We start from the raw sequence: 14,071 nt of genomic DNA on the forward strand, positions 1-14,071 counted from the left end.
AACTAAGCTAAAACAGCAGCTCAATATCGTGAAAAGCAATTTAAATCTATTATACACCATTATTCTCTTATGCCTTGGATGGCATTCAGTTGCCCAGGAGAGAATTTTAATCGAAGGTACTGTAAAAGACAGTCTTAAAAAAACAATCCCATTCGCTAATATTACTGTTGTTAATGGCAGCGAGGGTGGTGTAAGCGATGAAAAAGGGCGCTTCTCGTTCAGAACTTCTCAACCCCTGCCATTTGAGATCCAGGTTTCATCAATTGGATACCGCACTAAAACAATTGAGATCAGGAATGAGCAGCAGAGCAAAAACCTGCTTGTTGAACTTTCACAAAAAGAAGAAAGTATTGGCCAGGTAGATGTTGAAGGACGAATCACCGATCAATCATTTAATAAGATAGACCCTAAGTTAACCAACCGACTACCCGATGCCGGCGGTGGCAATATTGAAGGCCTTGTTAAAAGCCAGATGGGCGTTTCATCCAATAACGAGCTAAGCTCACAATATCGGGTGCGCGGTGGTAATTACGATGAAAACCTTGTGTATGTTAATGACATTGAAATCTATCGGCCTTTTTTAATTCGCTCAGGTCAGCAGGAAGGTCTCAGCTTCATTAACCCCAACCTCATTTCTTCAATTAAGTTTTCACCGGGAGGTTTTGAAGCCCAGTATGGTGATAAAATGTCATCGGTACTTGATGTCAGATATAAAAAACCGACGGAATTAAGCGGAAGTGTGAGTGCCAGTCTCTTAGGAGCATCTGGTCATATTGAGGGAAAATCAAAAAACAACAAATTTACAGCCATCACAGGGGTGCGTTATAAAACCAATCAATATCTTCTGGGTACGCTTGATGTGAGTGGAGATTACAACCCCAGCTTTTTTGATGTTCAAACCTTTTTGACCTACCAACTCTCAGAAAAATGGTCACTTGAAGCACTGGGTTATTACTCACAGAATAATTACAGTTTTGAACCGGTTGACCGGGAAACATCATTCGGAACGATCAACGAAGCTAAAAAGCTTAAAATCTACTTTGAAGGCCAGGAAAAGGATTTATTTCAAACCGGCCTGGGAGCCATCTCCTTGAAGTTTATGCCTAATAGTAACAATCAGTACAAGCTTACAGCCATGGGTTACAGGACCTATGAAGAAGAGACCTATGATATACAAGGTCAATACTGGTTACAAAACATTGAAAACCTGGATGGCTCAACTCCTAACCCGCAAGAGGACGGCATTCAGAATATTGGTGTAGGCACCAACATTGAACATGCACGTAATGACCTATTGGGTGTTATTCAAAACATGGCATTACAGGGTAAACATCAACTTAATAAACACCTCCTTTCGTGGCAGGTTAAATATCAGCACGAGTATTTTAAAGATTACATCAACGAATGGGAGATGCGTGATTCGGCAGGATACTCTCTCCCTTACTCCGATAAGGAAGTGAAGTTTGTTTACTCTTACAATGCCGATGCCGAAACATCGAGCAACCGGGTTACCGCATACCTGCAGGATGAATTCCGCATCAACACTAACAATGGTTTTATTCTTGTCAATGCCGGTATCAGAACGAACTACTGGGACTTTAATGATGAGTTTCTCATCAGCCCGCGTATTAACTTTTTGTTTTATCCAGATATAACTAAAACAACACGCTATCGACTGGCTGGAGGTATTTATTACCAAAGCCCTTTTTACCGGGAAATGAGACGACCGGATGGTAGTATCAATGAAAATATAAAGGCACAAAAATCCGTTCAGTTTGTTGCCGGAATAGACCGGATCTTCGAGGCTATGGATCGTCAGTTTAAGTTTACCAGTGAAGCGTATTACAAACACCTGACAGATCTGAATCCCTACCAGGTTGACAATGTAAGGGTGCGTTATGCGGGTGAAAACAATGCTAAGGGATATGCCACCGGTATTGACTTTAAACTGCATGGTGAATTTGTTCCTGGTGTTGAGTCATGGGCTAACCTGTCACTTATGAAGACAGAAGAGGATATTCTTGATGATTATTACATTGAAACAGATGAAGAGGGCAATGAAACGATCATATATCCCGGATATATACCTCGTCCATCGGACCAACGCTTTTCGTTTTCCCTATTCTTTCAGGACTACCTGCCGAACAATCCGAGCTTTAGAGTTAACCTTAACTTTTTATATGCGTCGGGTTTACCATTCGGACCACCACAGTCGCCACGCTATATGGCAACACACCGAATGCCGGCCTACAGACGTGTTGATATTGGATTTTCTAAAGATTTAACAAAGTGGCTCAATAAAAACAATACACTCGTCAAAGATTGCTGGATTGGTCTTGAGGTCTTTAATTTGTTTGACATCAACAATACCATCTCGTATTTTTGGGTAAGAGACATACATAACCGTCAGTATGCGGTTCCGAATTACCTTACATCACGACGTTTAAACCTTAAACTAACTGCATTTTTTTAAAGAAAAGAGTAACTTGAAAATCTTATCAACTCAGGCCTAGGCATATGAGTAGTAATTGTAATAAAATACAACTTTAACTCATTTTTTACGTAATTAAACCAATAGTTACATTTATTAGGTATTTTAATGACTCAGCTCGACCCGACCATATTATTGGTAGATGATTCAGCAGTTAATCTGGAAATTCTTCAGGAAGCTCTATCGCGCTACAACACTGTTACGGCCAGTAATGGGGATGAAGCAATGGAAATTGCATTCTCAAGAAACAAGCCGGACCTCATATTATTAGACATAGTGATGCCGGGAATGGATGGCTACCAGGTTTGTAAAATACTTAAGAGCAATGATCTTTCTAAGGATATACCGATCATTTTCATAACGGGGCAAAACGACTCTGAGAGCGTTTTAAAAGGCTTTGAAGCCGGAGCCATTGATTACATCACAAAGCCTTTCAATATTATGGAATTAAAAGCTCGTGTCAAGACTCAGCTTTCCATTAAAATGGCACGTGATCAAAATCAACGCCTGATCAATAAAATAAAAACCGTCAATAAAAAACTGACCGATAGTATTGAGTATGCGCAAAAGATTCAGACAGCCAGTCTACCTTCAAAGGAGCTGCTTGACAAATTGCTGCCTGAGTATTTTGTGATGCTTAAACCCCGTGACATAGTCAGCGGTGATTTTTACTGGGTTGAGCAGGCCGGTGATAAATTAATAATAGTGGCAGCCGATTGCACAGGACATGGGGTTCCCGGTGCATTCATGAGCATGTTTGGCGTTGCCTACCTGCACGAGATAGTTGGAAAAAACAAATTTACACAGCCGGCTGAGATTATTAATGAATTACGCCGCATTGTCATTGAATCACTAAGACAAGATGAAGACAGTGAAGTTAAAGACGGCATGGACATTAGCATTATTTCCATTGATAAAGCTAAAAAGGAAATTGAATTTGCAGGTGCTTTTAATGACATGCTTTTAGTGCGCAATAATGAAATGAAGATTTACCAGGCGGATCATATGCCTGTTTCCATCGGTGAGACTAACAATCCTTACACCAACCATGTAATTTCATACGAAAGTAATGATTGTATTTACCTGTATTCAGATGGTTTCCCGTCACAATTTGGCGGCCCCAATGACAAAAAGCTTATGCAAAAGGGCTTTCGTAATTTGCTATTAGAGAACCACCACTACACAATGACAGAACAAGGTGATATATACAACAATTTCTTCGATGTATGGAAAGGCATCAATGATCAGATTGATGATGTTCTGGTCATGGGACTAAGACTATAATTACCTATTTATATTTTACGCGTTTAGAATTCATTTCTTTTTACTTATCTTTGCGCCGTGTTTAATCACTGACAGTTCGCAACCATCCTGTCATTAAACAAAACTAGGAGATTAATAGCATTTAATATCTGCTGATACGGATTCCTGTATCAGTACACTCCATTTTGTTTAAGCCTTGATTGCAGCTGTCTAATCATTGATACAATGAAAAAAGCTGTCGTATTATTATCTGGAGGCCTGGATTCTGCCGTTGCCTTGCACCTTGCTAAAAGCGAAGGATTTGAACTTCACGCCATATCTTTTGATTATGGCCAGCGTCATAATCGTGAACTGGAAGCAGCCAAAGCCATAGCCAAACAAACAAAGGTAGCCAATCACCAGGTTGTTACCCTTAAATTGGATAAATGGGGTGGATCGTCATTAACCGATTCAAGCATGGAGGTTGAAGACGGAGATGTAACACGCAATGATATTCCTGTTACTTATGTCCCTGCCCGAAACATGGTATTTTTATCTGTTGCCGCATCATTAGCTGAAGCTATTGGAGCTCAGGATATTTTTATCGGTGTCAGCCAGGTAGATTACTCTGGTTATGTGGACTGCCGACAGGAGTTTATTGACAGTATGGAGAAGACCATCAACCTGGGTACGGTGATGGGTGCCGAAAAGAATCTACCAATTAAAATCCATGCTCCCTTTGTCAATAAAACAAAAGCTGAAGAAATACAACTGGGTGTAGAATTAGGCGTTGATTTTGGATTAACATGGAGCTGCTATCGCGGAGGTGAGAAACCTTGCGGCACATGCGACAGCTGTTTGTTAAGAGCTAAAGCTTTTGCTGAGGCAGGCGTTGTGGACACATCATTATAATAATAGAGAGAAGTTGAAATGGAGAAGTTGGTATTAGCCAAAGAGGGTGTTTTTCCTGTTGTGAAGGATCACAAGGGTCATGCAATTAACAACGAACCCAAAACAGGTTTACAAATGCCTGGAACCATACAGGGGGAAGGTAAGTTGGCAGGAGTCCCTTCACTTTTTATTCGTTTATCAAGCTGTAACCTACGCTGTATCTGGCAAATGGAAGACGGTAGTTATTGCCGTTGCGATACAACTTATGCCTCTTTTCATCCTGATGAAATTATTGAACTGGAGGTTAATGATGTTTATAACTGGGTAAAACATAACCTGGGCAGTGTCAGACATGTTGTAATCACCGGGGGTGAACCACTTTTGCAAAAAAGAGCCCTGGTACAACTTTGTCAGAAGCTTAAGGAAGAGTTGAATGTACATATCACTTTAGAGTCAAACGGCTCCTTATATGATGCCGGTGTTGCTGAATGGATTGACTTATTCAGCATTTCACCAAAACTCAGTAACTCTGAGCCACATCCTGAAAAATTAGCTGCTTATGGCCTGAAAGAATCGGGGCCCTATAAGTTTCATGCACAAAAGCGTCTTAACACAAGTGCTCTTCAATCGTATATAGATCTGGTAAATGAGTCTGATAAAGAGTTGCAGTTAAAGTTTGTAGTGGGCAAGTCATCTGACTACAAAGAAATTAAATCTGATTTTCTGGAAGCACTTAGCAGCTGGAACGCTAATGACATATTGCTTATGCCACTGGGAGCAACACAGGAAGAAATAGCAAAATCATCTCCTTTGGTTTTGGAGATGGCCATTGCCAATGGCTGGCGCTTTAGTCCGCGGGTCCACATTGAGCTTTTTGGCTCAAAATCAGGAGTGTAGGATTGGAAGCCAGAAGCAAGCGTTCAGAAGCAAGTGCTGTATAACTAACCAGCAGAGGTTTTAACTATAGTATAAAAACGGTTAAAGGCAGCATCAGTAATAACTAATCATTTCACATATGATTGAAGGAAAATTCTTAGGAAAACAAGTCGAATATCCGCAGCAATATGCCCCTGAAATGCTGGTGGCTGTACCACGTCATTTCAACCGTGAACAATATCAACTAAACGATAAGAACCTGCCTTTTATCGGATTGGATGTATGGCATGCTTATGAATTAAGTTTTCTGACTAAAAAAGGATTACCAGTCACCGGTTTATTGAAGGTAGTTTACCCAGCCACCAACAAAGCCATCGTAGAGAGTAAATCATTAAAGCTGTATTTGAATTCTTTCAATATGCATCGCTTTGGCAACACTGCTGAAGAGGGATTAAGAGAAGTACTGACGATCATTAATAAAGACCTGAGTCAAGTGCTGGAAACGGTCGTGGAGACAGGCTTTTTTAAACACGACAAACACGCTGCCACCTTTGATTTTTCTGACTTCACAGTACTGGAAGATGCAACAGATAGTGATTCTATCCAATTCACTCACTATAACGAAGCACCTGAACTGTTAATATCAGCCAACAAGGCCGGTGAACTGAAAATAGCCTCTCACCTGTTACGCAGTAATTGCAAGATCACCAATCAACCGGATTGGGGCAGCTGTTATATTCATATAAAAGGTGCATCATTACCCGATGAAACAGCCCTTTTAAAATACCTTGTTTCCATCCGTAATGAAAATCATTTTCACGAGGAGATATGTGAGATGATCTTCAAACGACTCTGGGATAGTTTTAGCCCGGATGAACTGGCGGTAAGCTGCATCTATACACGTCGTGGTGGCATTGACATTTGCCCTGTAAGGGCTAGTCACACACACTTATTACCTCTTGCTCTGACAAACCCATCCGTTTTATCAGAGAAGTTATTAAGACAGTAAGACAGACTACTGCTAAATAAAAACCGCTAAGCACACATATGGCTTAGCGGACTAATAAGTGACCAGAGGTCACAATTCAATATTAAACTCAGGATAAAGATCTGCCGGGTTTCTACTCTACTAAAACCGCTTTAATGGCACTTGTATTGGTCATGTTATCTGCTATTGGACATCGCTTCTCAACATCGTGCAAAAACGCTTCCTTTTCTTCCTTTGACATATCTGCATCTATCTCAACATAGGTTCTGATCTCAACAAAACCTGCGCGCCCCTCTTCTGTTTTGCCCAAAAGAAAATTCTTATCAATATCACCTTCAAGCTTAACTGATATACCTCTTACCGGCAGACGGCGCTGATTGGCAATAATACGACCGATGGCACAGATACATGCCGGTAAAGACGCCAGGAAAATTTCCATTGGATTAGGACCTTCATCTGTCCCAGCGGGCTTTGGTTGGTCAATTACAAAGTTATGTGAACATGAAACTTCTGTTCGGAAGCCCTCTTTCATCTCAGCTCCCACTTTTAATGTTGATATAGCCATTTTCTTTAATATTTAATTGTAAAAATTATTTCCCTGTACTAATGGCAAGTCCGCCAGAAAACTCTTCCGGCAAGCCATTTTTTGCTGTAATTTCATTTGCCAGTTTTAAGGCCTGTTCAAATGAATCGCATATATATTTTGGATCTATGACATCCATGACTCCATTCTTGTCCAGGTCATTTTGAACTGTACTATTCACTCCCGACAGAATGATAGCCACTCCGTATTTTTTCAGAATAGACAATGCAGCCTTTAGGTTATAAGCACCTGTTTGATCAACAAATGACACATGTCTCATACGTATTATCAATACCTTAGATGTTCCGCCCAGCTCCCTGATACGCTCTGAGTACATGCGCGCAGAAGCAAAAAATAATGGCCCGCTTATTTCATATACCCCAACTCCTTCAGGCAACGCTGAATAATCTTCAAGAAGGTCTGTATCAATCACATTATCGATCCGCTTATTGTTGATATCGGCCATTCGTTTCATAAACAAAACGGCAGATAATACAACTCCTATTTCAATGGCAACAGTAAGGTCGACAAAAACCGTCAGTACAAATGTGATAAGCAGAATAAGGCTATCGAAAAAAGAGCCCTTGAGAACAGCAATAAAAGAACGCCATTCGCTCATGTCATAAGCTACTACCATTAAAATACCTGCCAGGCAGGCCATTGGTATTAACTTTGCCCAGGCTCCTAAGAACAGCATTATCAACAACAAACTTAGTGCATGGACAATGCCTGCCACGGGTGTACGCCCACCGTTTTTAATATTTGTCGCAGTACGTGCTATGGCACCTGTTGCCGGTATTCCGCCGAAAAAAGGAGTTACAAGGTTGGCAATACCCTGTGCAATCAATTCGGTATTGGAACGATGCTTTCCTCCTGTCATACCATCAGCAACAACAGCCGAAAGCAAGGATTCAATACCTCCCAGGAGAGCAATGGTTAAGGCGGGTGCAAAATAGATATGTATATTGGCCAGATCTATCCGGGGCAGGGACCAGCTTATGGTATTGGGAATGTTACCGAAATAGGTTTCGATGGTCGCCACAGGTATATCAAATATAACAACGAGTGGTGTAATACAAACAATTGCCACAAAAGAGCCTGGCACCCTGGAGCTTATATATTTAAAGTTAAGACTGATCAATATGGTCAGTATAGTAAGTAATATGGCGTAGTAATTAACCGTATTCAGAGATGAGATATACGTTAACCACTTTTCTGTAAAACCCGCCGGAACAGAATCAATAGAAAGACCTAAACCATCTTTGATCTGTGTAGAGAAAATAACCAGGGCTATACCACTGGTAAAGCCTACAACCAATGGTTGAGGAAAATACTTAAGCAGACTACCCAGTCGCAACAAGCCGAAAGCAATTAAAATAAGACCAGCCAATATGGTTGAAATAACCAGTCCTTCCAAACCGTATTGCTGTACTACTCCATAAACAATGACTATAAAAGCACCTGTGGGTCCACCTATCTGAACCCGGCTTCCACCCAAAAACGATATTATAAAACCTGCAATAACAGCAGTTATCAACCCCCTTTCCGGAGAAACGCCCGATGCTACGGCAAATGCAATAGCCAGGGGCAAAGCAACAATTCCTACTACAATACCGGCAAGGACATCATTACCTAGTTGACGCCTGGAAATACCAGTTTTTAAAAGACTAAAAAACTTGGGTTTAAAGATAAAATTCATAGTGTGTGAGTCATTCAGCTCACAAAAGTAAGAGTATTTTTGAACATACGTTCATTACTACATGAATTTATCTTTATTCTTTAAATAAAACCAAAGCGTCTAAGATCCTGTCTTATTTCCATATTGGTAGGATCGAGCTTGTTAGCTTTCACATAATATTTTTCGGCCATCCGCTTATTTCGCCTTGAAAATTCATAATACACAGCAACCGCTCTGTAATGCAAAGCCCACTGTCGTTTGATGTCATGGTATTCCTTTAAATCAAATTCGCTTTCAACCCCACCCATGAACTCAACGGCCTTGCTTAACTGGTTATTACCAAGGTAAGCATTAACGAGATTTCCGCACATCAGCAGATAACTTGATACAAATTCAGGATGTGTATTCAGAAAGGTAAATTCTTTTCGCAGATAATCCAGCTCATTAAGCCGCAACTCAATACTTTGTGGCACAAAACTAACATTGCTAAATACCCTCGCCTTGGCACAGTTATTTAAATCCTCCTGAAGATACAAGCTGCCCGGATTGTATTTATGCGCCAGACAGAATTGTCTGAACGCTTTATCCATTTTTCTCTTAACAGCAAAGGCCTCCCCTTTATATAAGTGATACCAGAATGAAATTTCATTTGTTACAACAGTATCCTTCAGGTTTGTTGAAAACAAGGTATATACCTCATCATAGGCATTCACATCGTTTTCCTCAAATAAATACTTACCTGAAAAGTACTTAAAATCATTGGCTACATTGTGTTTATTATACTTCTCAGGCAAAACCTTATATAAATCGATAAACACTTCTACATCATCGATATCATTAAATTTATGAAGGGCCAGGTATTCTTCCATTAATAAAACAGAAAAATATTTCGTTCGTGGATCGGGATGTATCTGGTAGGATTTTTTGAAATACTCCAGCGCTCTTTCATTGTTGCTGTTTTGCAGTAAAAATATACCCTCATTATAATATTGAAAAGCAGCGAGCACCTCCAGTTCAACCGATGTTGCATTATAATAATGAGCACCAAACAATTTATCAACTGTACTACTGCGGTATTCAAAATCAGATATCAGTTTATTATCCTTTAAAAACTCAACATACTCACGCTTAAAACGTGTATCAGGATTTAGATATCCTCGCAAAGGATCAGTGGTTTCAACCTTAATTCGCTCAGCATCGGGATACACCACTAAATAAACATGGGTTGGCAGCTCCTTTATCTCATAGGGGATATTCAACTCATTAAATATAAGTGCATACAACGCCGATGCCGACACGCAGTTATACAGACCCGCTATAAAAATATCGGAAAAGAAAGCTTTCTCATCGTATCGTCTAAAAAAGTTATTGTGAACGGATTTAAACAGGTACTTTATAACTTTGTCGTGCTTGGGGTGCTGAAGTTTCTTTGGATCAAGTGTCTTTATAAAATTATCGATCTGCAGTTGTGCATTGACCTGCGTTAATTCATCAGATCTGGGCGTAATGGCCATTAACAAATGGAGGTAGTCAACATTTGCAGAATCGCTTAAGTTGGTAAAAGCAGCCTCTTCAAAGGACGAATTAAAATTTAAAGACAATTTTTCTTGCGAGTGTGTCCACACAAGGGTGAACACCCATAAAACGGCGATAAAGATGGTTCTCATACTGGGATATTAAAGATTCTGATTAACTCAAAGTTAACAATATATCGTTAATACTCGCCAGTTATTTCATCAAATATACCATCAATCATTACTAATTTTTTTGGGCCCGAGTTCAATGACCTCCATATCTTTAATCGCATTACCATCAATTGCAAAGCGCAATGCAGTGCGCACAGCATGAAAACCAGATATTCCACAAGCTCCTGGATTTAAATGGAGCAGGTCAAGTTTCTTATCGTACATAACTTTTAAGATATGAGAATGTCCGCTAATGAAAAGCTTAGGTGGATTTGTATAAATCGTTCCCTTTACCAGGTTATCATATTTACCTGGGTAACCACCAAGCGTGTATGTGTCATCTATAGTTAATCTTTATATCTTTACTTCAAATCAGAAGTATGAAAACAATCGCCTATATCAGAACGTCAACCACGAACAAACAGGATTTATTAAGACAAGTTGAACCAATTAAGAATTTCTGTGAAAGAAAAGGTCTATTATTAGATGATAACTTAATTTTTTCGGATGAAATCAGTGGTAATGTGCTAACCCATGAAAGAACTGGTTATAAAAAGCTATTGAAATTTGTAAATGATTATAAGGGTAATAATTTACACGTTGTATTCGATGAAGTTAGTAGATTGGGCCGTAGACAAGATGATATACACAATAATATCACCTTCTATACGGAAAGGTCAAACCCCATCAACATACACTTTGTAAATCCTGAATGTAGCTACTTTGATGATAATGGTAATGTAGATGAAGGTGCTACAATGATAATTTCTTTATATGCTCAATTCGCAGCCGCTGAAAGAAGAAAAATACAACATCGTGTAAACACTTCAATTTCAAGAAGCGCAGCAAAAAACAAGCACTTAGGAGGTAAATTTGTACCATATGGTTACAAGGTTGTAGATTCATTCTATCAAGTGGATGAATCAGAATCATTAATTGTGAATGAAGTATTTGACCTCTATATCAGCGGATTAGGGCAATTAAATATAGCTAAACACCTTAACCGAAAGGGTAAAAAAGCAAGATTAGGTGGTGAATTTATACCTAATGTGATTATGCAAATGATTAAAAATCCACAATACAAAGGGGTAAGAGTTGTAAGAGGTGAAGAATATTCAATACCTGCTATCGTTGATTCTAAAAAATGGGAAAAAGCAAACGATTTACGAAAATCGAAAAATAGGGTTGGTAAAAGAGTAGTTAAAAATACTAATCCATTAGTTTCTAAACTTAAATGTAGATGTGGTAGTGTTATTATTGTATATCCACGTGGTGGTAAATTATCATATGGATGTCATAGGCGTATCCAACAAGGTAAAAAAGCATGTAACTACCTGCTTACAGTTGATTACAACATATTAAATAATGCTATCCTAACCTACTTTGAATTAAACGCTAAGAAAAACACTGATATTGAAGATAGGATTAATGTACTTTCGGTTGAAAAAAAGAACATTGAAGATATACTAATTCCTAATACTAATAATGACCTAAATGATATAGATGAACAGTTAGATAGAGCAGCTAAATTATTTATCAAAAAGCGATTAACTGAAAAAAAATACGATGAATAGGTTGATGAAATAAAGAATGATGAAAAAAGGTATTATGATAATCTAATTCTTTACAATGAAAGAATAAAAGAAATTGATTTACAAATCAATGCATTAAAAGAAAGTGGTAAAATCACGAATATTAAGGATATAAATAATTTCAAGCATTTTTGTCAAACTCAATTAGATAATATTGTTATTCAGAAAGTTGATAGAAACTATTTAGGTGTATTTGAAAAGTACTACACACATGGTCATGAAGTTGTGTATAAAGTCAATATTAGTACAATTGATGGTGATACCTATGAATTATTTATTGGTAATCGAAGTAAATTAATCATTGACCATGTTTACCATATAATTGATGTTAAAGGTGAAAAACCTAATGTGCAGATGTTTAATACATTCTTTAAGGGCGATAAGGAACAAATAAATGGTGTTGCTCAATTACCCGAATTTGATGACATAGAAGAAGTAATTGATGGTGATATAACAGAAGGTTATCTAATTACACCGATAAAGGAATTTTTAAAAATTGAAGCTAAATAATTAAAAAAAGCCTGATAGCGTTAATTGAACTTATCAGGCTTCATTAATTCCATAATCTTAGCTTTTTCATCTTACCATAATTTAAGCAGCTTTTTTAATTGATACTGCATCATTTTCTTTCTTCAAAACAAAAAGTAATTCATTCACCTTCTTCTTTTTAGATACTGTAGATGATTTTGTTGAAAATCTACGAACAGACGTACTTTTAATTGATACTTCACCATATTTAGATAATATCTGTTGCACGTCCTGAACACTGTTTTTATCATCATCATTGAATGACAATAGAATGTACTTAGAATCAGTGTTTTTAATCAAATCATCAAGTGTTTTCTTAAAATGTAATTTACTTGCATATTTTGACCTGTAATAATCTTTAGGTTTGCCCGAAATCACATTTATATTAGTTGGTTTGATGTTGGTGTTAATAGTATTCAACATATGGTAATAGGACCCGTATTGAGTTTTGCAATATGGTATATCAAAGTATGCTATATCCAAACCTTTCAAACCTTTTACCAGTTCATTACAATCTTCATTGTGATTAATTACATCACACTCATATTCAGAAAATAATGGAAGTGGTAACGTAATTTCTTTCAATGGTCTATTCTTGTGATACTTCGAAGGATTTTTACCACCAAATGCACCTATACCATCGGCTTTAAAGTGAGAAGCAAAACCACCATTAGTATTTGCATGGTTGCAAGCTGAATAGAATAATGGGCCTAATAAAAATGGTTGAATATCTTTATCTACATGGTCAATCATACCACGTATGTTATCAATGATTTTAGCGTTTTTATTCGAAAAGAAAACACGTTCACCCTTCTGAATGTTGGTATCATCTTTTGGGGCGTACATATCGCTTAAAATACCACCATCACCTGCTAACTTATTATCGTTTAAGTACTGGTTGATTTCTTTTATTTTATCCAAATCAACATCAGATTTGTTAGCCAAATAACAGCTATTAATTACATGTGAATATGGTTCAATATCATTTGTGTGTAATTCACTTGCATATTGCTTTAAAATCCTTGCAACAACACCTGAACCTGAAAAGCCATCAAGTATTTTAACTTTTTCAATACCTTCTTCTTTCATGATGTTCTGTACTTCATCACCAATAAAATCTAATAGGTATCTTTTATTACCAAAATAGCTAATTACCTGCTTTTTAGTGTAATCATCACTTTCTTTTGTAGAAGCTAATTTATCATGCAATTCATTGATAGTATCAATCTTTTCATCATTCTTTTCCTTTAAAGTGATGTACTTTTTTTCACTTTTTTCAAGTTGCTTTTTTAATGTTGATACCTCTTTCTTTAATGAAGATACTTCTTTTTCATCGCTTTTTGTAGTAGCAGGTGATGGTGATAATGATGTTGTAATAGTTGCACATACATTTAATAGTAATTCGTGCATCTTTTTATTCTCATCATTCTTTGCTTCTAATTCTGTTTGTAAGGTTGCTACTTTATCATTCACAATACCTTCTACTGTTTCTTTAATTGCTTGCTCTAAATTCATTT

The 14,071-nt window shown here is 37.7% G+C and carries 12 protein-coding genes; 7 read left to right on the forward strand and 5 right to left on the reverse strand.

What is annotated here, in order from left to right:
• Nucleotides 1-28 precede the first annotated feature (28 nt).
• From ACRD69_RS11165 to ACRD69_RS11185, 5 genes are all read left to right on the forward strand, one after another.
• Entirely contained in the window at nucleotides 29-2,473 is a 2,445-nt protein-coding gene (locus tag ACRD69_RS11165) for a TonB-dependent receptor (RefSeq protein WP_430815168.1), read from the forward strand.
• A 126-nt stretch (nucleotides 2,474-2,599) separates the two neighbouring features.
• Nucleotides 2,600-3,775, forward strand: a complete 1,176-nt coding sequence (locus ACRD69_RS11170) for a PP2C family protein-serine/threonine phosphatase (RefSeq protein ID WP_430815169.1) — start codon at nucleotides 2,600-2,602, stop codon at nucleotides 3,773-3,775.
• A 204-nt stretch (nucleotides 3,776-3,979) separates the two neighbouring features.
• The gene (gene queC, locus ACRD69_RS11175; protein WP_430815170.1) at nucleotides 3,980-4,645 is read left to right on the forward strand and encodes a 7-cyano-7-deazaguanine synthase QueC; all 666 of its coding nucleotides are present in this window, start codon (nucleotides 3,980-3,982) and stop codon (nucleotides 4,643-4,645) included.
• Between the two features lie 18 nt (nucleotides 4,646-4,663).
• Nucleotides 4,664-5,521 (forward strand): 7-carboxy-7-deazaguanine synthase QueE, encoded by an 858-nt coding sequence (locus tag ACRD69_RS11180; RefSeq protein ID WP_430815171.1) that lies wholly within the window; start codon nucleotides 4,664-4,666, stop codon nucleotides 5,519-5,521.
• Between the two features lie 118 nt (nucleotides 5,522-5,639).
• On the forward strand, nucleotides 5,640-6,509 hold the full coding sequence (locus ACRD69_RS11185; RefSeq protein WP_430815172.1) for an NADPH-dependent 7-cyano-7-deazaguanine reductase QueF: 870 nt from the start codon (nucleotides 5,640-5,642) through the stop codon (nucleotides 6,507-6,509).
• A gap of 112 nt (nucleotides 6,510-6,621) precedes the next feature.
• Here ACRD69_RS11185 and ACRD69_RS11190 read toward each other — a convergent pair whose 3' ends face one another.
• The 4 genes from ACRD69_RS11190 to ACRD69_RS11205 form a co-directional block, all read right to left on the reverse strand.
• Complete coding sequence (locus tag ACRD69_RS11190) at nucleotides 6,622-7,053, reverse strand: OsmC family protein (RefSeq protein ID WP_430815173.1); 432 nt, start codon at nucleotides 7,051-7,053, stop codon at nucleotides 6,622-6,624.
• A gap of 25 nt (nucleotides 7,054-7,078) precedes the next feature.
• Nucleotides 7,079-8,770: a SulP family inorganic anion transporter gene (locus ACRD69_RS11195; RefSeq protein WP_430815174.1), complete on the reverse strand. Its 1,692-nt coding sequence runs from the start codon at nucleotides 8,768-8,770 to the stop codon at nucleotides 7,079-7,081.
• 80 nt (nucleotides 8,771-8,850) lie between these two features.
• A complete protein-coding gene (locus ACRD69_RS11200) occupies nucleotides 8,851-10,416 on the reverse strand; it encodes a tetratricopeptide repeat protein (RefSeq protein WP_430815175.1) in 1,566 nt (521 codons plus the stop codon).
• 81 nt (nucleotides 10,417-10,497) lie between these two features.
• Nucleotides 10,498-10,659: a hypothetical protein gene (locus tag ACRD69_RS11205; protein WP_430815176.1), complete on the reverse strand. Its 162-nt coding sequence runs from the start codon at nucleotides 10,657-10,659 to the stop codon at nucleotides 10,498-10,500.
• Nucleotides 10,660-10,814: 155 nt separating this feature from the next.
• Between ACRD69_RS11205 and ACRD69_RS11210 the strand changes: the two genes are divergently transcribed.
• Nucleotides 10,815-12,008, forward strand: a complete 1,194-nt coding sequence (locus tag ACRD69_RS11210; RefSeq protein WP_430815177.1) for a recombinase family protein — start codon at nucleotides 10,815-10,817, stop codon at nucleotides 12,006-12,008.
• 243 nt (nucleotides 12,009-12,251) lie between these two features.
• Nucleotides 12,252-12,536, forward strand: coding sequence for a hypothetical protein (locus tag ACRD69_RS11215; RefSeq protein ID WP_430815178.1), 285 nt, complete (start codon nucleotides 12,252-12,254; stop codon nucleotides 12,534-12,536).
• An 81-nt stretch (nucleotides 12,537-12,617) separates the two neighbouring features.
• Here the strand turns inward: ACRD69_RS11215 and ACRD69_RS11220 are convergent, their stop codons facing one another.
• Complete coding sequence (locus ACRD69_RS11220; protein ID WP_430815179.1) at nucleotides 12,618-14,069, reverse strand: DNA adenine methylase; 1,452 nt, start codon at nucleotides 14,067-14,069, stop codon at nucleotides 12,618-12,620.
• Between the last annotated feature and the right edge of the window lie 2 nt (nucleotides 14,070-14,071).

Source organism: Carboxylicivirga agarovorans, from assembly GCF_050589845.1.
Lineage (GTDB): Bacteria > Bacteroidota > Bacteroidia > Bacteroidales > Marinilabiliaceae > Carboxylicivirga > Carboxylicivirga agarovorans.